Genomic DNA, 19340 nt, shown 5'->3' with positions numbered 1-19340 from the left:
ATTCGCGTATTGCCTTGGCTATTACTTAAATACCAAGCTTAGTTTTTATTCAAACACCAACCTTTTAAAAGGTTGTTTTGGTACAGACCATTGATAGATGGTTTTGAAATTAATTTTCAAACGTCGTTCTTAAAATCCTAATTTTTGATAGTAGATAAAGTGAGTGTGTTATGCGTGAAGTAAAGTTTTCTAGTCGATTGAGCGTATTGTCCATGGGCGTGGCAGCGGTACTATGGTCACAAGGCTCGCAAGCGGCGAGTGCAGCCGCTGTAGAAGATATGCCTAGTACCACATTACAAACCATCACGGTAACAGCCAATCGCTCGGTACGTGATAGCGTGCAAGCGGATTCTGTTTATATAGATGACTATACGCCAGCTGCACAAGCGAGTCACTTGAACGACTTTTTGGATGTTGTGCCAGGGGTCACTGTGGGTGGTACCTCGTCAATCAATCAGCGTATACGTGTACGCGGCCTGGATGATACCAACCTAAAAGTAACGATTGATGGTGCGCGTCAAGAAGGCGCATTGTTCTACCATATGGGCGATGTCACTATCGATCCTGACTTGCTAAAAGCGGCAAAAGTATCAGTCGGTAATAACTCAGTGACGCTAGGTAATGACGCTTTAGGCGGTGCTGTCGCCTTTGAGACGGTGGATGCTGCTGATCTTTTGAAACCAGGTCAAAAAATCGGTGCCAAACTACACGCAGGTTATGCCAGCAATAATGATGAGTTATTAACTTCTGCAACCGTCTATGCCGCACCAACTGATAATATTGATTTGCTTGCTTATTATGGTAAGCGTGATGCAAATTCTGGCGAAGACGGTGAAGGTCGTGAGCTTTTTGAAGACAGCGAAGGCGAAAATATTTTGCTAAAAGCTGGCGCTTATATTGCCGATGATCACCGCGTAGGCGCAAGCTTCAGTCGTACTGATAAAGAAGGTATCTTTCCCTTTCGTCCAGACTTTCCGAGCTTAACCGATGACCCAATACCGCAAAAGGTAAATCGAGATACTTATACGCTTGATTACAACTTTAACCCGTCAAGTTCGCTGGTAGATGTAGATGTAGATATCTACAAAACTGAAACAGAAATTTCACGTGATAACAAACCCAAAATATCGCCAGGTTACGACTGGAACGCTAAAGTAAAAACCACGGGCGCCAAAGTTGAAAATACCAGTATTGTTGATACTACTACGGGCCGTCATAAGCTAATTGCAGGTGCGGAGCATTATAAAAAAGAATCTGATATGTCACGAGATAATCAGAGTCAGGGTAGCGACAGTGCAAAAAATACGTCAGTATATCTAGAAGATCAGTGGCAGATGGGTAAGTTTAGCTTAACGCCAGGCGTTCGCTATGATCGTTACGAGTCACCTGAATATGTGGCTGGTGGTAAGACCTATGATAATGTGGTTGGTGCCTTAGCGGCCAGTTATGAGATTGCACCGAGTACACAGGTTTTCGCTAGCTATACGCAGTTGTTTAATGGCCCAGACTTAGGACAAGCTACATTTAATAGCAATGGTGATGGTATTTATGTCAATAATGACCTAAAGCCAGAAGAAGGCTATAACTCTGAAGTGGGTGTTGCGACGACACTGCGAGGGTTAACTATAGCTGATGATGCTCTGCAGTTAAGCGCAAAATACTTTAAGTCGAATATTGAAAACTTTCAGCAGTTTATGCGCACAGGTAATCGACCGGGTAGAGAAGGGCTTGATTGTGAGACCGGTGCAATAGGCGGTGATTGCCAAGGTATATATAATAGCGCTGAAGATTATGAGATTAAAGGGGTTGAGCTAGCAGCCGACTATAGCACTCGTAACTTTGGTATGGGTCTAAGCTATTCGCGAGCGCGTAGTGAAGGCAGTGAAACAGGCAATAGCATTCCATCAGTGAGTGGCGGTAGTGCTGACTCAGGCGATCGTTACATGGTGAACTTAAATTATGAGCCAAGTGATGTCGTTGGTCTAGGCTGGCGCAGTACTTACGTAGCATCAATTACAGATAATAATGGAGATACTAAGCCAAATTATGATGTGCACGATGTGTATATGAACTATTCACCACGTCAGCTTGAGGGCGTAAAAGCAACAGTTGGAGTATACAACCTGTTTGATGAAACTTATGCAAGTCACTCATCTCGCTACAACGCTATTAAAGATGAGAGTACTGACTTTGACATGGGTCGCAATATCAAAGCGTCTTTAACGTATCAATTCTAAGCATATTAAAATTTGATTGTATGTAAAAAGCCAGCTGTCTTTATATGAGCGCTGGCTTTTTTATTGCCAGTGAGTTTCCAAATCTGTGCTAACAGCAATAACAAACCATTTTTAACCGCCAATCAAAATAACAAATAATAAAGAACCAATATCAATGATTTCATCCCCATTTAATTTGCGTCATACCTGCCTATGGGTTCATCGTTATACTGGACTTGCGATGGCAGGTTTTTTAATTATTGCTGGAGTTACCGGTACGCTATTGGCATTTCATCATGAGCTTGATGAGGTGTTTAATCATCAACTGGCTTATATAGACAACCAAGACACACCGCAACTACCGATTGCCGTCCTTCATGACGCCGTTATTAGCGCTTATCCAAAACATGATTTTTCGAGTATGCCGACCTCCATTGAGCCTGATAGATCGGCAGTCTTTACAGTTGATAGAGTACGAGATAAAGGGGCGAAAAAACAGCCCAAAGCCCAGTCAAAAAATCAGCCACTATCAGAGTTTCAAGAAGTCTATGTTAATCCTTACAATGGTCATATCGTTGGTACCCGCGATAAGGATGAATGGGCGTGGCGTAATACCATGTATAAGGTATTTTGGCTGCATCGAGATTTACTGCTAGGTGATATCGGTAAGTTAATATTAGGCATTGTGGCGTTAGTTTGGACGATTAATTGCTTTATTGGCTTTTATTTAACTTTTCCAAGAGCCGTTAAAAATAGCAATAAGAATAATAAAGCTAAGAATAAGCAGACCAATAAAAAACGCGCCTCTTTTTTTAAACGTTGGCTTCCTGCTTGGAAAATCCGTACTAAAACCAATGCTTTTAAGCTCAATTATGATGTGCATCAGGCGTTTGGCTTGTGGCTGTGGGTGATGCTATTTGTAATTGCATGGTCAAGTGTTGGTTTTAACTTAAAGCAAGTTTATCAGCCAGTCATGCAAGCAGTAGTGGGACTTGAGGGGCGAGAAGAGAAGTCCAGCAAGCTCAGTAAACCAAGCACACAGTCTGTACCAGATGCTAAGCCGTTTAATGATGAGACTGTCGCAGCCGACATGGTTACTAAAGCCAATAGTATTGCCTATTTAAGCAGGCAAGCAGATATTGCTGCCCAAAAAAATGGCGTAGAAATACAACAGCTATTGGGTATTCGCTGGGTAGAAGAGGACAATCAATGGCAAATGCGCTTTAAAACCAACAAAGACATCGGCAAAAAAGGCGGGGCGTCATCTATCACGGTCAATGCAAAAACAGGCAACGTCGAGCGCGTTAATTTTGGTTATCAAAGCTCGTTTGGCAGTAAAACCGATCAATGGCTGTCAACATTGCATATGGGTCATATCAGTTATGGCGTTGGTCATCTGCTATATCAGATTTTCTTAGCAGTAATTGGTTTAGCCGTCATTATATTGTCAGCTACTGGGGTTTATTTGTGGTGGAAAGGACGACAACAACGCTTAAAAATGTCGCGAGATATAAAGAAAAGTATAATAAAAATTACTGATGTATAGCGTTATTCAACACCTAGCTATTCATCAAAAACTATCGACAATCACTGGACGCCCTTGATGATTCAGCACCGTAACGTCAACATTGTATAATTCTTTCATCGTTGCTTGCGTGATGACATCAACCGGTCGACCGACTGCCATCACTTTACCTGCTTTCATCGTCACTACCGTATCGGCGAACTGTGCGGCTTGGTTGATATCATGTAAGACGATCACCACCGTTTTTTGCTGGTGATGACTTAACTCATGCAGCTCACGCATCAAGCGGCCAGCATGATACATATCTAAATTATTCAACGGCTCGTCGAGCAATAAATACGGCGTATCTTGGCAGACAATCATCGCAATCAACACCCGTTGCCGTTGTCCACCTGATAAGGACGATAAAAAGCGCTCGGCAAGTGGCTCAAGCTCAAAGCGTTCGATTATTTCTTGCACTTTTTGCTGATCGTTCGCTGTTGGCTGCCCTTGATGATACGGATAGCGCCCAAACATCAATAGCTCATGCACGCGCAGTCGCCCTTGCACTTGATTGTCTTGCCCAAGCATTGCCACCGTTTTAGACAATGTTCGCGCATGACAGCTGACGATATCATGCTCAGCAAAGCGCACTTGTCCAGACTGCAATGGTTGCAGGCGTGCCATTAGTGAAAACAAGGTAGATTTCCCAGCGCCATTAGGGCCAATAAGGGCAATCACTTGTGCGCTTGGCAACGATAAGCTGATGTCATGAAGAATTTGCTGTTTACCAATGTGATGCGAGATATTATCTAATTTAATCATAGTGGTTTCTGTCTTTAGAACTTCCGTCTTTAGAGTTTCCATCTTTAGAAAAGGTCAAATTTGTGGTTTTTATTCTGACTGTTAATGATTAACCATTAACGACGTTGGGTCATAAAAATTAATAATAAAAATACCAAGCCGCCTGCCAATTCAATGACGACCGATAATACGCCTGCCATGCCCAGTACTTGCTCAAATATGGTCTGACCAAGTACCAAGCAAATCATCGCCACCAAGCTGACCAATATCAGCCGTTCACTATGATACATGTGGCGGGCAAGTCGATTGGTCAGTGCGCAGACTAATAGCCCAAAAAACGTCACTGGACCGACTAATGCGGTGGCAGTGGCGACCAATACTGCAATGACGGTTAACAGCCCAAATGCTAAGCGCTGATAATTAATACCCAAATTAATCGCTTGTGCCTTGCCAAGCATCAATACATCACATTGATAGCGCCAGCGCCAGATAAACAGCGCACTAATGACACAAATAGAAATACTAATACCCAGTAGCTGCGGATTGACCGTATTAAATTGTGCATAACTGGCAGATTGCACCACCACAAAGTCATCAGGATTAATCAGCCGTGCAATCAGTGCGGATAGGCTGCGAAATAATACCCCAAATATAACGCCTACTAATATCAGCCGCGTCAAATCCTGACTGCTCTTTGAAAACAGCACTCGAAATAACAACAATGACGCGCCAAACATTAAGAGTATTTCAAGCGAGAATTTAGCGATGGGGTTGAGACTGGTAAAGCTAATCGCGCCTAAGAAAAACACCAATAAGCTTTGTAGCAAGACATATAGCGAGTCAAAGCCCAATAAAGAGGGCGTCAAAATAGGATTGTGGGTCAAGGTTTGAAACAATAAGGTTGATACGCCAATTGCATAGCCAACTACCATTAAAGCCAGCAGTTTTTTACCCCGTAGCGGCAAAGCAAAATCCCAATAGCCATTGACGTTAACAGTCAAAAATAAAATAGCTGAGATGAGTAAGATAATGGTACCAATGGATTTTGGATGTTGAGTGACTGTTGTCCAAAGTCGTAACCACAGCCTTGCTAAAAATGATAATTCGGCATGCCCTGATGACTCACTATGAGTATCCGTATCTGTGGTGGTGGAGGCAGAATGTAAAAGCATACGCTAATCTTATAAAAGAGAATGGCAAGTAAGATGATCAAAGTGTCATAGTTATGGCAAAAACTATGAGCCCGTTATAATGAGCCCGTTATAAAAATTATGACTCCGCAGGAGCACGTAATAACAGCCATAAAAACAATACCGTGCCGACCACCCCAAAAACAGTAGCAACAGGGACTTCAAATGGATAGCGGATGGAGCGCCCGATAATATCGCAGAGCAAAACAGCGGAGGCACCCAATAGCGCGACTGCTGGCAAGCTACGCCGTAATTTATCACCCATCAATCGGCTGACAATATTGGGTACGACCAAACCAATAAAAGGAATCATGCCAACCGTCACGACGACGACAGCGCTCATCATTGCTACCATGCCGACACCCATCCACGTGACTTGCCGTTTACTAATCCCTAAATTCAGCGCGATATTATCGCCCAAACCGACGATGGTCAGTTTGTCGGCAATAATATAAGCGATGACACACAGCCCACCTGTCAGCCATAGCAGCTCATAACGACCTGCTAAGACACCAGAGAAGTCACCAAATTGCCAAACGCTTAGCATTTGTAGCGATTCGGTTTGGTAGGCGATAAAGGTCGTCACCGCCTCAATAATGCCGCCAAAGACAATCCCAATCAGTGGAATCATCAAAAAATCAGTCGGCGGAATGCGGTGGATTAATAGCATAAATAGCATCATGCCAAATACGGCAGCGATGGTTGCCACGCCCATTTTGACAATGAGCGCACTGGCTGGGAACAGCAAGCTGACCACTAATAATCCTAGCGCAGCGCTTTGGGTTGCACCGACCATCGATGGCTCAACGAAGCGGTTTTTTAACACCACTTGAATAATCATCCCAGCAACCGCCATGGAAACACCGGTCAAAATGATCGCAATAGTACGTGGTAGTCGGCTGACCAGCAGCAGTGAGCTGTCGGAGTTGGCGCTATGATTGATAAGACTTTGCCATATACCCGACCACGAAAAGTCCGCCACGCCAATTGATAAACTTAATAACACCAATAGCCCCATAATAATGAGGCTAGCGGTATTTATCAGCCACGGCGGTATGGCGGCACGTCGATGTTTGGGATTAATGCTATTGCTATTGCTATTGCTGGTGCTTTGCCAACTTGACGAAGCGGCTGGCAAAGCAGCGCTGGCGTGAGCACGAGGTGAAAATAACGACATAACGGCTACTGGCTTAAAAATAAGGAGTGGCAACTGACATTAATAGTAGCTGCCCGAAAAGTAATAGCGTTTATTTAGCGCTAGCAAAGGCGTTTTTAATCGTGGTTAAATCCTGCATCCACTGATAATAGCCACCAAACGCAAGGTAAGAGTCTGGGCTAAGGTAAACCACTTGATCTTTACTCCATGCATTGGTCTGCGCGACCAATGGATTATCCAATACTGCTTTGGCACCGGCGCCATCTTCACCAATTGCTGCGCTGCGATCGATGACAAATAGCCAGTCTGGATTGGTTTTTTGGATATACTCAAAAGAGATGGGCTGACCGTGACGCGCATCTGAGATTTGGTCATCTGCCATTGGGATATCGAGTACCGTATGAATAAAGCCATAGCGCGACTTGTCACCGTAGGTGGATAGCTTATTGCCATTGACCATGACGACTAAGCCTTTACCCTTTTCTTTAGTCAAGGTTTTAGTCTCATCAATGAGACCGTCGATATTTCCTTGCAGCTTAGCCGCTTGATCGCTTTTGCCAAATAATGCGCCCAAATCATGTAAGCGCTGCTTGCTTGATGCATAAATATTTGCAGTATCAATACTCATATCCAACGTCGGCGCGATGCTTGATAGCGCATCGTATTTTTCTGCCATACGCGAGCCGACCAAGATAGCTTGTGGCTGCATCGCATTTAACGCTTCAAGATTTGGCTCAAATACCGTACCGACATCTTTTGGTTCAGGCTGTGTCTTAGAATGTAAGTTATCTAATTTTAGACCGCTTGGCATGCCATCGACAGCGACATCAAGTGCTGCTAAGTCCTGCATTAAAGTCATGTCATAGACCACCAGCGGTGATGGATTCATTGCTAATTCGACATCTCCTTTCACCGTATCGACGGCGATAGTTGCCACAGAAACAGCGTCATTATTGGCGACATTCGAGGCATTATCAGCCGTTTGGTTTTCAGTCTTGGCATCTGCTGGCTCAGAGTCGTTTGACTCAGGTGAGCTACAACCTGCCAAACTGATAGTAGCAACGAGTGCGGTCATCATGGCAGCCAATAAGGGACGTTTAAAAACAGGGGTAGCTTTGTGGCTAGAAGAGAGGGTAGTAGACATAAATAACTCGGTATATCATAGGTTTGAGCAGTTTTTTATAAAATCTGCTAGATAAAAAATAGTTTGTTTGACGCTAATAAAGTGTTTTTTTATGCTGACTTTCATCGATGGTTAGACATTTTATAGTCTTAATTTTTTCGACGATTCATTTGTAATTGGAATAACAAACGAGCAGCCATAGTAAAGTAATTGAGACTTATTATCAATATCAATGATAATGATTTTTATTAACAGTGATCGTTATCAAGGGTAGGTATCACTATAAAAACCTATGCCAAACTTGGTTTTAGTCCAAGAAATCGTATGCAATTGCTGAAATATTAGAAATTTACTATTGATAATAGTTATCGTTTGCATTATTATCACCATCATTCTATGACGGTTAAATGTTAGGGTGTTATGAGTTCAACGGATTTAGACGCGCCACCACTTAGATCAGTACTCATGGCTATTATCATAGTGGTGGGACTACACGTGCTCACGGCGGTCGCGCTAGTGGCGATAAAACCATCGGCACCTAAAGTGGCGTTACCAAAAGAAACGCCACCTATTGAGATACAAATGGTGACGCTGCCTGCCGAGATTAAAGAGCCAGAGGTTGCGATGGATACAGCTGAGCCTGTAAAACCTATACAGCCACAGCCTAAATCTGTCGCTACCACTAAACCTAAAATAGCGAAAGAATCTCAGCCGCTAGCGAAGACTAAGCCAGCTGCCAAACCAGCGGCAACATCAGAAAATCCTAAAACGAAGACGCAACCTGATACAACCAAGGCTGTAGAAAACGAACCTTTTAAACATAAAGTAAAACCGCAAGAGTCAATATCAACAGTGCAAGCGGATGCTTTAGCCGCTGATAACGAACGTAAAATATTGGCAGCACAAGCTGAAAAAGCAGCACAAGAAGCGCAGAGGTTAGCTGATGCTAAAACCGCAAGGGAGGCGCAAGCATTAGCTGACGCCAAAGCTGGCCGAGATGCTCAAGCTAAAGCAGATGCCAAAAAAGCTCAAGAAATAGCTGATGCGAAGGCTAAAGCTGCCGCAGCCGCAAGTAATGAACCTGTTAATTATGGCAACATAGGGAAATCAAGTTGGTTGAGAGAACCTATATTTACCTCTATTAGAGACAAAGATTACGGTTTCCAAGGAACTAAAGCTTCAGTTACTGTAAGCATGTCGGTTGATTCAAATGGCAACATAGGAAACATAAAAATATCTAAGTCTTCAGGTAAAAATAAGTTTGATACAGATTTTATAAGAGCATTATCAAAAGCTAAACTTAATCCAGCTACAAGAGACAACATCCCCACTAAAAGTACAGCCATCTTACCATTTGAGATGAATTTATAATGATAGATATGATTCAAAACGGCATGAGTAGTAATTTTATAAATATAGATTCATCAAACTAAGAAATACATAAGTATTGAGGATCATCCAAACATCAAGGAGTCTGACATGGACTTTACAACCTACTGGCAATATAGCGATATGGTGACCAGAACCTTGTTCTTTTTGCTACTTGCTTTATCTATTATCTCTTGGGTAACCGGTATCATACGGATACTACAAAGCCGCAAATTGGCTGCCAATGTTGCCGACGATTTGAGTCAGCAAATTCAAGCCAAGCGCTCAGAATTGAGGGACGCAGATGCCGCAACGAGGCGTTTGGTGATAGAGCAGACCCTGCTGAAGCATATTGGTCGTTACCGTTTTGCCAGTGAGCGTGGATTACCTATCCTTGGTACGACGGCAGCGATTGCGCCATTTATTGGTCTGTTTGGGACGGTATGGGGCATTTTTCATGCCCTGCATAATATTGGTGTGAGTGGGCAGGCAGGATTGGGACAAGTGGCAGGGCCAGTTGGCGAAGCGCTTATTATGACGGGTTTGGGGATTGCAGTAGCGATTCCAGCAGTGGTGTTTTATAACCTGGCAGTGCGTATCAATCGCCGCGTCATGTACCATGCCAATGATAGAGCGCATGATTTATTGGCGCAATCTACTGAGCTAGCAGCCACACAACAGCCGTCAATAGACAGTAAATCTACCGCTATTCAAGCTCAGTTAGCGAAAGGTATTAATGTAGATACCCAAGCCACTCAACAAACAGAACATTATCATAAATCAGCGCCATCGCAGCTGTAACCCTTATTCATTGATAGGGTAGTAAGTTAAAAGAAAACAAAGCTATAGATAAGCTAGAAAGTAATAGCTGCAATGATGATAAAAAAACGTATTGAGAATAATTATGGCATTTCAATTGGGTGATGATGATGGTCAAAGTATGAATGAGATGAACCTCATTCCGTTGATCGATGTCATGCTGGTATTGATGATTATCTTTTTGTTGACGGCGACCGTGCTAAACCCGACCGTGCCATTAGATTTACCAAAAACCAGCGCTGAGTTAAATGAGACACCGCCAGAGGCGATTCAAATCAGTATCGATAAAGATTCAGGGGTATTTTGGGACAGTGATCCCATTAGTATGGAAGAGCTGGAGATGCGCTTGCAACAACAAAGTGCAGCGGGTAAAGATCCTTCGGTACAACTGCGCGCGGATAAAGAAGGGAAATACGATACCGTGGCGCAAGTATTAGCGGCTGCCAGTCAAGCAGGGCTGAGTAAAATAGCGTTTGTTAATGAATAACCGTTAAGGCCACAAGCCTGCTAAAAATACCAGAACGCTTATCAATAAAAAAACAACCAAGATAATAAGAAGAATAATTAAAATAATAAATTTTTCCTCCGGCCTCGCATGGGTAACCTTGTGAGGTTTCCTTTATGTAAGATTCCTTTATATAAAATCCCTTTATTTTATCGCCGACTTAATGCTTACAATAACTGCTCTCAAACTCAGTCAAAATTAATCACATTTATATAAGGTATTGTCCTGCCTAAGTCATTACCAACCATAACCAAATGGACGATAGCCATAACCGAAGGGTCTAGGACCATAACCAAATGGATAAGGCGAACGCAAGTAATCAAGGTCGCGTTGGCGGATATAGTAGTAGCGTCCTTGTGCGTAGGCTTCTTCAAGCTTTTCGATACCCTCAAGTGGGCAAACAGGCTGCCAGTCATAACCTTCGCGACCAAGTTTATAAGCATTGAGCTCAGTGCAGTATTTTTTAAGTCCCTGCTGGCGTCCTTGTTCCCACTGGATACGATTAGGCATTGGACTGCCTACCTTTGCGCAGCTATCGGCATAATGACCAAAGTAAGCGCCTGAGCGTCCACGGATACCGTCAGCATAGCCCACTTCTTGCCAGTTGCTACTTTGACACTGCTGCGGCGTTAGGCTTTGGGTCGTTGCACAGCCCGATAAAGTGAACAAAGCCGCGCCCATCAGCGATAAGGTAATACTGGATTTACTCATAACTTTACTGACCAATTGAGTAGCAAAAATAACGGTCGATGAGTTTCGCTTAATAATATTATTCATAATAAACCTGCGCGCGTTTAAAATTATGGTTTATCATAGCACTTTTTTATACGTACAACTTTTTGCATCTTGTTATCGAATGGCTAGTTTAGGATATTAAACCTCTGATATAGCACTATAAATGTTAATGGTTTTACAGATGAGGCGATTGCTCATCAAGTAGCTTTTCATAAATGTTTGATAAATTTTTAATAAATGCTTAATAAATGCTTAATTAACTATAAATGGGATACTAAGGCGTTATTAATTTGAGTCAGCTTGATTTTTAATGGTTCGTGCGCATTATAAGTACCTATATATTAAGTAGCTATATATTTAGTACTCATAATATTAAGCACTTATATAAAGGTCAATCCTATAAAAAATAACGACTTTTATGTGCGACTTGCACCGGTTTACTTTAGCAAAAAGGTCAGATTGTCATGGGAATGTGGATTGCTATCGCCATTGTACTATTCGTATTAGGGAGTATGATGGCGCTCAAACCTAACGGTATTGATCAGCGTTTGGATAAGCTGCGCATGACTGCGCGCCGCTTACAGTTGAATCCAAAGCTCATTAGCTGTCCTGACTGGATAAAGGGTAAAGACAACGAGTATGGTCGCGGGATGATGGGTCAGTATTGCTTAGTACTAGAAGATACGCAGCTGCCATATACACGCTATCAAGTGATTGATGGGCAATGGCGCCCAGATAGCAACTTTGTCGATACCACTACAGATGCTACTAAGCTTAGTATTCCAAGTGCCATTCGGTCTAGTCAAAGCAATACTCATACGACTGTTAAGAAGACCAATTTCAGTTTGGACAAGGTAGCACTGGATTTGCCAGTCAGTATTGAGCCACATGTAAAGGGCTTATTGACTAAGGCTAATAGCATTGTTATTTATTGGGAAGATATTGCTTATGTACGCCCATCGACCAATCCTGCGTATCAGCAGAAATTGATTGAGAGCGATTTATTATTGCTTAAACAAAAGCTTGAGCAATGGGCGCTACAGATGCAGAAGAGCCTATAAATATCGCTACAAGGTAGCAAATTGTTTTTTCGTCTCCATAAACGGACGATATGCAAGTGCTTTTGACATACGGTCAGTCATTTGCAGTTGACAGTTTAAGCCTTAGCAGTGTAACGTCTTTATAACTGAATTCTTTCGTTATGGTTATCGTTTGTTTTATAACCAATTTTACTAGCAGCCATTACTACAATAATTTGCCATGCCCTTATAACCAAACCTATAAATGGCATGCTGCTAGACAACTTTTATTTTAATTTACTTATTATGGTGTCGTCACATATGACAAAACCCACAACTAAAAAAAGCGCAGCGCCCGCTGCTGACAAACCCAAAGGCAGCCCAAAAGGTAAGTCTTTGGTAATTGTCGAATCACCCGCCAAAGCAAAAACCATTAATAAATACCTTGGTGATGACTTTATCGTGCGCTCAAGTATCGGTCATATCCGAGATTTACCCGTTGGCGCGAGCAAAAGCGCAAAGAAACCGACGACGACTAAAAAAGATGACAGTCTGACCAAAGAAGAAAAAACTCAGCAAGCATTGGTACGGCGCATGGGCGTTGATCCTGAGCATAATTGGGCAGCAGTTTATGAAGTACTGCCAAATAAAACCAAGGTCATTAAAGAGCTTAAAGCCTTAGCCAAAGACGCTGACAAAATCTATCTCGCAACGGATATGGATAGAGAAGGAGAGGCGATTGCTTGGCATCTTAAAGAAGTTATCGGCGGCGAAGATAGTAAATACGAGCGCGTGGTCTTTAACGAGATTACCAAATCTGCCATTCAAAATGCTTTTAAACAACCATCTAAACTCGATATCGATCGCGTTAATGCCCAGCAAGCAAGGCGCTTTTTAGACCGTGTGGTTGGTTTTATGGTATCGCCGCTACTGTGGCAAAAAGTGGCTCGCGGCTTGTCTGCCGGTCGTGTGCAATCCGTTGCCATGCGCTTGGTCGTTGAGCGTGAGCATGAAATCCGCGCCTTTATTCCAGAAGAGTATTGGCAGATTCATGCAGATACCCATATTGCTGATAGCAAAGCCAAAAAAGTCACAGACGCTGAGCAAATTGCTATTCGTTTAGAAGCCACCAAACAAGGCGGAAAAACGCTAAAGCTCGTTAATAAAGAGCAGACCGATAAAGTATTAGAGGTTCTTAAAGCAAGCGACTTTATCGTTAAAGAACGCGAAGAGAAACCAACGCAATCACGCCCAAGCGCGCCATTTATTACCTCGACCCTACAACAAGCAGCCAGTACACGATTGGGGTTTTCGGTTAAGAAAACCATGATTTTGGCGCAACGTTTGTACGAAGCGGGTCATATTACTTATATGCGTACCGATTCGACCTTTTTATCTGGTGATGCGCTTGCTGCTGTACGTGGCTACATCGAAGACAGCTATGGCGCAAAATATGTACCAGAAAAGCCGAATTTCTACGGTAATAAACAAGGCGCACAAGAGGCGCATGAAGCCATTCGTCCGTCTAATGTCAATATGAAGTCAACCCAGCTTAAAGCTGTTGAGCGTGATGCGATACGTTTGTATGAGCTAATCTGGCGTCAGTTTGTGGCTTGTCAGATGCTACCAGCAAAATATCTATCCGTAAATCTGTTCGTTGGCGCTGATGATGTCGAGCTCAAAGCGCGCGGTCGTACTTTGGTATTTGATGGCTATACTAAAGTTATGCCACCAGCCAAGACCGACGATACCTTATTACCTGATGTCAAAAAAGGCGATAAATTAACCGTAGATAAGCTTGATCCGAGTCAACACTTTACCAAGCCGCCACCACGTTATACTGAGGCCAGCCTAGTTAAAGAGCTTGAGAAAAAAGGCATCGGTCGTCCATCGACGTATGCTTCTATCATCTCGACCATTCAAGATCGCGGTTATGTGAAGCTTGAAAACAAACGTTTATTTGCTGAAAAGATGGGTGATATCGTCACCGACAGACTGACAGCAAGTTTCCCAGACTTGATGGATTATACCTTTACTGCTGCATTAGAGGACAAGCTTGACCATGTTGCAGAAGGCGAGCAAGATTGGAAAGATGTGCTTGATGACTTCTATGGCGAGTTTAAAACTACCCTCGATCGTGCCAAAGAAAAAGACGGCATGCGTCCGAATGACCCGACCGATGTACCAGACGTACATTGCGATCTTTGTGATCGTCCGATGCAACTGCGTACCGGTTCAACGGGTGTTTTCTTAGGTTGTACAGGCTATAACTTACCACCGAAAGAGCGCTGTAAAGGCACCAAGAACTTAATGCCAGTCGAAGCTTTTGCCAATCTTGATGAGGCGGAAGGCGATGATGAAGCGGCAGAAGTCCGAGATTTGATGGAGAAAAAGCGTTGCCCGAAATGTAGTACGGCAATGAATGGTTATATCGTCGATGGCGGTCTTAAGCTACATGTTTGTGGTAATAATCCTGATTGTGATGGTTATATCTTAGAAGAAGGTAAGTTTGAAGTGCCTGGCTCTGATTCTCCAACCATTGACTGTAATAAGTGCGATGGACAAATGGAGCTTAAGACCGGACGCTTTGGTCCTTACTTTGCTTGTCAAAAATGCGACAACACACGTAAAGTGCTTAAAACGGGTGAGGCTGCGCCACCACGTATGGACCCCATCCATCTGCCGGAGCTAAAATCAGTTAAGCATGAGGATTATTTTATCTTACGTGAAGGTGCTGCTGGTATGTTCTTAGCAGCTTCTAAGTTTCCTAAAGTGCGGGAAACGCGTCCGCCAAAGCTTGCTGAGCTACGCGAAATCAAAGATAAGATGGAAGATAAATTCCAGTATCTGTTTGAAGGACCAGATGAAGATCCGGATGGTAATCCGACTATTCTGCGTTGGTCGCGTAAGAAAAAAGAGCAGTATATTGGCTCTGAGAAAAATGGTAAAGCCACACGTTGGGGTGTGTACTGGCGTAACGGCAAGTGGGTAGAGGAGTAAAATTCCTTTACCCTTAAGCCAAAAAAAACCTCTTAGATAATCTAAGAGGTTTTTTTGTATCGCTTTTTTTATATCAAAAATAAAGCTTTGTATTAAATGCTATTAGTTCTTTTCGATAATACCACAAGCGACACGATCCCCTGCGTTACCTGCTGGTTGGCTGGTGTAGTCGTCAACGCCGCCATGAACGATAAAGGCTAAACGGTTAACGCTATATTTACCGGCTTCAGCAGCAGAGATTTTCTTATTTACATAATTGATAGTAGCAACACCATTTGCATTGGCAGTTAAGTTTGGCAAATCACCGGCATGACCATTCATGTCATCTGGGTTAGAGTGTGGTTTATTGTCTGGATTAAAGTGTCCACCTGCTGCTTTACCCATATCGCCACAGCTGCCCGTTTCATGAATATGCAAAGATACTGTTTTACCTGGCTGCAAATTCATGAGCTTACCGTAAACTTGTACACCGCCATCAACTGGACGTAAGAAAACTTGTCCAATTTCATTTTTGTTGCCAGCAACCGCGTTGATTGTCGACTTCAAAGCAGGCTGGTTTAAAGGGTTGCCCGTTTGCATTTGACCTTCTACCGTCTGACAACCTGTCATCGCTAAGGCTGAACCACATAATAGGGCACTGGCAATCATCGTCTTATTCATTATTATCTCCATTTATATTTAAAATTTATCGAGTTTTGTTAATCCCGTCTTTAGTATAGCTAAGCCTCGTCGGCAGATATCCATTAAAAGCGCAACAAAGCGTTAATATATGTAAGTCCTATATAGAACATATAATTAGACGGGCTTAACATTCGCTTAAGTTAACATAACGAGATGATAAAATAAGATGACGAAATGAAACGGTCAATCGCTGAGCGGTAATGCAAAATAGCAGCGGTAAGAAATATCGATTTCAATAATTAGATTTTTAATAATAATTTATGTGAGGTTTTTATATGAAAACATTGTCTAAGTTGGCTGGGTCTACAGCCCTTGTTTTAGGTATCATGAGCGTGGGCACGATGACGGCGCAAGCCGCATCGAAAACGGGCGACTTACACTATAATGCCGATTGTGGTGTTAAAGAGCTGCGCATGGCAAAAGGCAGCTACGATGTGAATCGTGCTGGTGCGGTTAAAGGCAGCAGCTTCTGCGAATATCAGTTTTATGCCAAAAAGGGTCAAAAGGTAAGCGCAACTATCGTTGGTAGCGATGACTTATACCCTGTACTTTATGGCACTAATTCGCCAGATATCAGCACTGAAACGGTGACATTGGATAAAACTGGTGAGCAAACCATTCGTGTACTACAACCGCGCAATCAAGCTCGCGAAGGTAATACGCCAAAGCCATATTATATGACGGTTACGATTAAATAATGGTCTGTAGTGGTTAGTTTTTAATATAGAAAGCCAAGTGAGTGATGCTTGGCTTTTTTGTGCCTTGAATTTATATTAACGAGTGACCGTCTTTTTATTTTTCCAGATTAAGGTTTCACCTGTATCAAGCTTTTGGGTGAGCAGATAATAAGGCAAGCTTGGGCTATCGACATTGTTATTTGAGAGTTGTTGTAAGGTCAGCTGGCTTTTGCTCAATTGTTCAAGCTCACGGATTTTATCTTCCGCAGCCTCGCGTTTCGGACCACAGCCCATCATCGATTGTGCCCCTGAACCGATTAATAGTATGTTATCAGCGGTCAAAATGTAGGGGCCACCAACGCCATTACAGTCAGAGCTAAAGCCAACGTGATGTTCCTCGTTATATATAGGGTAACCAAAATAGGCAGTGACTGGAAAGCCTGGACGACTAATTTCCGTAATGGCTTTATTATCACTATCGACCGCGCTAACGAGTCGCCATTGATAGGTTTTTAAAAACTCATAAGTAATCGGTAAACCAGAAGTTGGTTGTAGTTTTTTCGGGGTACCTTCAAAGATAAACTGTTTATCTTGGGCGTTTACGGCCAATTCATAAGGAATTGATTGTTTTGAAGTAGTTTTATTTAGGAAAGATGATAGTTTTAGTGATTGTTGTTTTGATGGCAGTTGTTTTGGCGTTGAGATAACTTTAAGGTTAAAGCGACCTCTGCCATATTTAGGAAACAGCTGGGTCAAATAATCCGAGACATCGCTAGCCGCTTGCGTATCGTTTATTAAGCAAGATGCTGGCGTGGTGGTCGTTACGCCATAGGAGCTATACGTATAATCATGGTAGCCATCATGATGCAGGCTATAACGCTGACAGTCGTATTTGAACACTAGATTACTAGGGCGCACATCAAGCATCAATGGTGGCACCGTATTGCCCCCAGCATAAACATCAGAATCAACATGAGTGACCACATCTTCATTATCTATCCAGCGCACCAATTTCCAATCAAAGCGATTAAGACTTTCAACTGGCAGCTCAGGCAATTTCCATGAGCCAATATATTCATTATCTTCGCTTTGTGGAAATGTGATAATTCTTTCATCGGTATCTACTGGTTTTGAAGCTTTAGCAATTATCGGTTCTATTGTGCTATTTTCTATAGTCTGACAGCCGACTAAGCCTGTCACCCCCAACATGCTTATAAAAGTAAGTGTACGAGCTGGTATCAATAAATGGCATGAAAGGGTCATAATACTTATCCGTTTTTATATTAAATGTAGATCCATATAAATATTTTAGATATCGTTAAGGCGTCTCTTTTATTTCGTTTTGCCAAACTAAGGTTTCACCTGATGCCATCGTTTGCAATAGGTTGTAGCGTGGGAAATCAGTTTGGTTTTTTGACTGAGCTTCTGATGGGTAGGAAGGCTGTAAACTTAAGCTAAGGGTGCTTTTACTGTTACTGACAAGCTTAGAAAGCTCATTTTCAATTCTATTACCAGTAACACCGCAGCCCATCATTGTTTGCGGTCCTGAGCCAACTAGCAAGGTATAATCTTTCATCAATATATAAGGACCACAGATACCATTGCAGCTAGAACTAAAAAATGCGTATTGACTATCGTCATACCCTCTAAATCGTAACGATACTGGAAACTCTGGATGATAAAAATGACCAATAGACTGTCGAGATATAACCTTTCCATTACCATCAAAAGTATTACGAACGGCGCTCTTTAGCTCCCAGTCATAGCGCTCTAGTAATGCCTTATCTATCGGCAATCCCGTTGGTTTTTTAAAGGCTATAGACTTACCCGTGAACATTAATGTATTGCCATTCTCGATTTTGACCATCAAATTTTTCGGTGCCATTTGAGTATTATCGGGTTCATTTTTTGCTACTGCTGACAGCGTAATGCCTAATTTTAATATGCCGTTTTTAGGAAATAGCGCTTCTATATCGCCTTTACCCATTTTATCATTAGGGGTGTTTTTACAGTCAAAGGGTTTTTTCCTAAGATCGCTACCATACTCAAAAGGTGGCGCATCCATCCATCCAAAGTCGATTGAAAAATGCTGGCAGCCTTGAGATAAACTCAATGAACTGGGTGCGATTTCTAAAGTAATCGGTGTATCAGTATCGATATTAATGGCGTTATTTTTCTTGTCTTTAACTTGTGTTAACTGCCAATGATAATTACTTGCCCATTGCAGCGTTGTAGCTTCATTAGCTGTTTCATTAGCTACCACTACAATTTCTTCTTCTAGCTTTTCAGTTTTTATGATGGGCTGATATGATATCGGGGCAGAAGTGCTAAAGCCAGTCACCGTTGAGTTAGTAGGTATAGAATTATCTTTCGCAATATTAGACTGACAGCCTACTAACGCTGCCGGAAGCGAGATAGCGAGCAATAAGGATAAAGTTAAGCGGTTTAAAATCATGATAATCACTAAATAAACATTTGTCTAAAATATAGCACAAGGTTTTATTTAGATTGTTGCTTATTATTGCCAAAAAAAAGCCGCCTAC

At 42.5% G+C, this 19340-nt stretch carries 16 protein-coding genes; 8 read left to right on the top strand and 8 right to left on the bottom strand.

The window, feature by feature from the left end:
- The first annotated feature begins 170 nt into the window (after nt 1-170).
- Together DABAL43B_RS10950 and DABAL43B_RS10945 are read left to right on the top strand one after the other, a co-directional pair.
- Entirely contained in the window at nt 171-2237 is a 2067-nt protein-coding gene (locus DABAL43B_RS10950) for a TonB-dependent receptor domain-containing protein (RefSeq protein WP_079692394.1), read from the top strand.
- Between the two features lie 154 nt (nt 2238-2391).
- Nucleotides 2392-3762 (top strand): PepSY-associated TM helix domain-containing protein, encoded by a 1371-nt coding sequence (locus DABAL43B_RS10945; RefSeq protein ID WP_079692393.1) that lies wholly within the window; start codon nt 2392-2394, stop codon nt 3760-3762.
- A 24-nt stretch (nt 3763-3786) separates the two neighbouring features.
- Here the strand turns inward: DABAL43B_RS10945 and DABAL43B_RS10940 are convergent, their stop codons facing one another.
- The 4 genes from DABAL43B_RS10940 to DABAL43B_RS10925 form a co-directional block, all read right to left on the bottom strand.
- Entirely contained in the window at nt 3787-4545 is a 759-nt protein-coding gene (locus DABAL43B_RS10940; protein ID WP_079692392.1) for an ABC transporter ATP-binding protein, read from the bottom strand.
- A gap of 95 nt (nt 4546-4640) precedes the next feature.
- Nucleotides 4641-5696 (bottom strand): iron chelate uptake ABC transporter family permease subunit, encoded by a 1056-nt coding sequence (locus DABAL43B_RS10935; RefSeq protein ID WP_079692391.1) that lies wholly within the window; start codon nt 5694-5696, stop codon nt 4641-4643.
- A 97-nt stretch (nt 5697-5793) separates the two neighbouring features.
- A complete protein-coding gene (locus DABAL43B_RS10930; protein WP_264753820.1) occupies nt 5794-6891 on the bottom strand; it encodes an ABC transporter permease in 1098 nt (365 codons plus the stop codon).
- A gap of 70 nt (nt 6892-6961) precedes the next feature.
- Nucleotides 6962-8014: a siderophore ABC transporter substrate-binding protein gene (locus DABAL43B_RS10925; protein ID WP_079692390.1), complete on the bottom strand. Its 1053-nt coding sequence runs from the start codon at nt 8012-8014 to the stop codon at nt 6962-6964.
- Between the two features lie 495 nt (nt 8015-8509).
- On the opposite strand from DABAL43B_RS10925, the gene DABAL43B_RS10920 reads away from it, so the two are divergent.
- From DABAL43B_RS10920 to DABAL43B_RS10910, 3 genes are all read left to right on the top strand, one after another.
- Nucleotides 8510-9364: a TonB family protein gene (locus tag DABAL43B_RS10920; protein ID WP_171996350.1), complete on the top strand. Its 855-nt coding sequence runs from the start codon at nt 8510-8512 to the stop codon at nt 9362-9364.
- 108 nt (nt 9365-9472) lie between these two features.
- Nucleotides 9473-10162 (top strand): MotA/TolQ/ExbB proton channel family protein, encoded by a 690-nt coding sequence (locus DABAL43B_RS10915; protein WP_079692388.1) that lies wholly within the window; start codon nt 9473-9475, stop codon nt 10160-10162.
- A gap of 103 nt (nt 10163-10265) precedes the next feature.
- Nucleotides 10266-10667, top strand: a complete 402-nt coding sequence (locus DABAL43B_RS10910; RefSeq protein ID WP_079692387.1) for an ExbD/TolR family protein — start codon at nt 10266-10268, stop codon at nt 10665-10667.
- Nucleotides 10668-10922: 255 nt separating this feature from the next.
- Here the strand turns inward: DABAL43B_RS10910 and DABAL43B_RS10905 are convergent, their stop codons facing one another.
- Nucleotides 10923-11462 carry a DUF2799 domain-containing protein gene (locus tag DABAL43B_RS10905; RefSeq protein ID WP_227516681.1) on the bottom strand — a complete coding sequence of 180 codons (540 nt, stop codon included), beginning with the start codon at nt 11460-11462 and terminating at the stop codon, nt 10923-10925.
- A gap of 422 nt (nt 11463-11884) precedes the next feature.
- Here DABAL43B_RS10905 and DABAL43B_RS10900 point away from each other — a divergent pair, with 422 nt between their 5' ends.
- Nucleotides 11885-12481 (top strand): hypothetical protein, encoded by a 597-nt coding sequence (locus tag DABAL43B_RS10900; protein WP_079692386.1) that lies wholly within the window; start codon nt 11885-11887, stop codon nt 12479-12481.
- 279 nt (nt 12482-12760) lie between these two features.
- A complete protein-coding gene (topA, locus tag DABAL43B_RS10895) occupies nt 12761-15439 on the top strand; it encodes a type I DNA topoisomerase (RefSeq protein ID WP_079693105.1) in 2679 nt (892 codons plus the stop codon).
- A 102-nt stretch (nt 15440-15541) separates the two neighbouring features.
- On the opposite strand, the gene DABAL43B_RS10890 is transcribed toward topA, so the two are convergent.
- Nucleotides 15542-16099 carry a superoxide dismutase family protein gene (locus DABAL43B_RS10890; RefSeq protein ID WP_079692385.1) on the bottom strand — a complete coding sequence of 186 codons (558 nt, stop codon included), beginning with the start codon at nt 16097-16099 and terminating at the stop codon, nt 15542-15544.
- 296 nt (nt 16100-16395) lie between these two features.
- Here DABAL43B_RS10890 and DABAL43B_RS10885 point away from each other — a divergent pair, with 296 nt between their 5' ends.
- Nucleotides 16396-16818 (top strand): hypothetical protein, encoded by a 423-nt coding sequence (locus DABAL43B_RS10885; RefSeq protein ID WP_079692384.1) that lies wholly within the window; start codon nt 16396-16398, stop codon nt 16816-16818.
- A 75-nt stretch (nt 16819-16893) separates the two neighbouring features.
- Here the strand turns inward: DABAL43B_RS10885 and DABAL43B_RS10880 are convergent, their stop codons facing one another.
- Together DABAL43B_RS10880 and DABAL43B_RS10875 are read right to left on the bottom strand one after the other, a co-directional pair.
- Nucleotides 16894-18060 (bottom strand): META domain-containing protein, encoded by a 1167-nt coding sequence (locus tag DABAL43B_RS10880; protein ID WP_145952535.1) that lies wholly within the window; start codon nt 18058-18060, stop codon nt 16894-16896.
- 55 nt (nt 18061-18115) lie between these two features.
- A complete protein-coding gene (locus tag DABAL43B_RS10875) occupies nt 18116-19252 on the bottom strand; it encodes a hypothetical protein (protein WP_079692382.1) in 1137 nt (378 codons plus the stop codon).
- Nucleotides 19253-19340: the final 88 nt, after the last annotated feature.

This window comes from Psychrobacter sp. DAB_AL43B, from assembly GCF_900168255.1.
Taxonomy (GTDB): Bacteria; Pseudomonadota; Gammaproteobacteria; order Pseudomonadales; family Moraxellaceae; genus Psychrobacter.
This window is presented reverse-complemented; position numbering and strand designations above follow the sequence as displayed.

What these genes read in the sequence shown, in the direction of transcription:
- DABAL43B_RS10950 (WP_079692394.1), top strand. Translation starts at nt 171, where the DNA reads ATGCGTGAAGTAAAGTTTTCTAGTCGATTGAGCGTATTGTCCATGGGC.
- DABAL43B_RS10945 (WP_079692393.1), top strand. Translation starts at nt 2,392, where the DNA reads ATGATTTCATCCCCATTTAATTTGCGTCATACCTGCCTATGGGTTCAT.
- DABAL43B_RS10940 (WP_079692392.1), bottom strand. Translation starts at nt 4,545, where the DNA reads ATGATTAAATTAGATAATATCTCGCATCACATTGGTAAACAGCAAATT.
- DABAL43B_RS10935 (WP_079692391.1), bottom strand. Translation starts at nt 5,696, where the DNA reads ATGCTTTTACATTCTGCCTCCACCACCACAGATACGGATACTCATAGT.
- DABAL43B_RS10930 (WP_264753820.1), bottom strand. Translation starts at nt 6,891, where the DNA reads ATGTCGTTATTTTCACCTCGTGCTCACGCCAGCGCTGCTTTGCCAGCC.
- DABAL43B_RS10925 (WP_079692390.1), bottom strand. Translation starts at nt 8,014, where the DNA reads ATGTCTACTACCCTCTCTTCTAGCCACAAAGCTACCCCTGTTTTTAAA.
- DABAL43B_RS10915 (WP_079692388.1), top strand. Translation starts at nt 9,473, where the DNA reads ATGGACTTTACAACCTACTGGCAATATAGCGATATGGTGACCAGAACC.
- DABAL43B_RS10910 (WP_079692387.1), top strand. Translation starts at nt 10,266, where the DNA reads ATGGCATTTCAATTGGGTGATGATGATGGTCAAAGTATGAATGAGATG.
- DABAL43B_RS10905 (WP_227516681.1), bottom strand. Translation starts at nt 11,462, where the DNA reads ATGAATAATATTATTAAGCGAAACTCATCGACCGTTATTTTTGCTACT.
- DABAL43B_RS10900 (WP_079692386.1), top strand. Translation starts at nt 11,885, where the DNA reads ATGGGAATGTGGATTGCTATCGCCATTGTACTATTCGTATTAGGGAGT.
- topA (WP_079693105.1), top strand. Translation starts at nt 12,761, where the DNA reads ATGACAAAACCCACAACTAAAAAAAGCGCAGCGCCCGCTGCTGACAAA.
- DABAL43B_RS10890 (WP_079692385.1), bottom strand. Translation starts at nt 16,099, where the DNA reads ATGAATAAGACGATGATTGCCAGTGCCCTATTATGTGGTTCAGCCTTA.
- DABAL43B_RS10885 (WP_079692384.1), top strand. Translation starts at nt 16,396, where the DNA reads ATGAAAACATTGTCTAAGTTGGCTGGGTCTACAGCCCTTGTTTTAGGT.
- DABAL43B_RS10880 (WP_145952535.1), bottom strand. Translation starts at nt 18,060, where the DNA reads ATGACCCTTTCATGCCATTTATTGATACCAGCTCGTACACTTACTTTT.
- DABAL43B_RS10875 (WP_079692382.1), bottom strand. Translation starts at nt 19,252, where the DNA reads ATGATTTTAAACCGCTTAACTTTATCCTTATTGCTCGCTATCTCGCTT.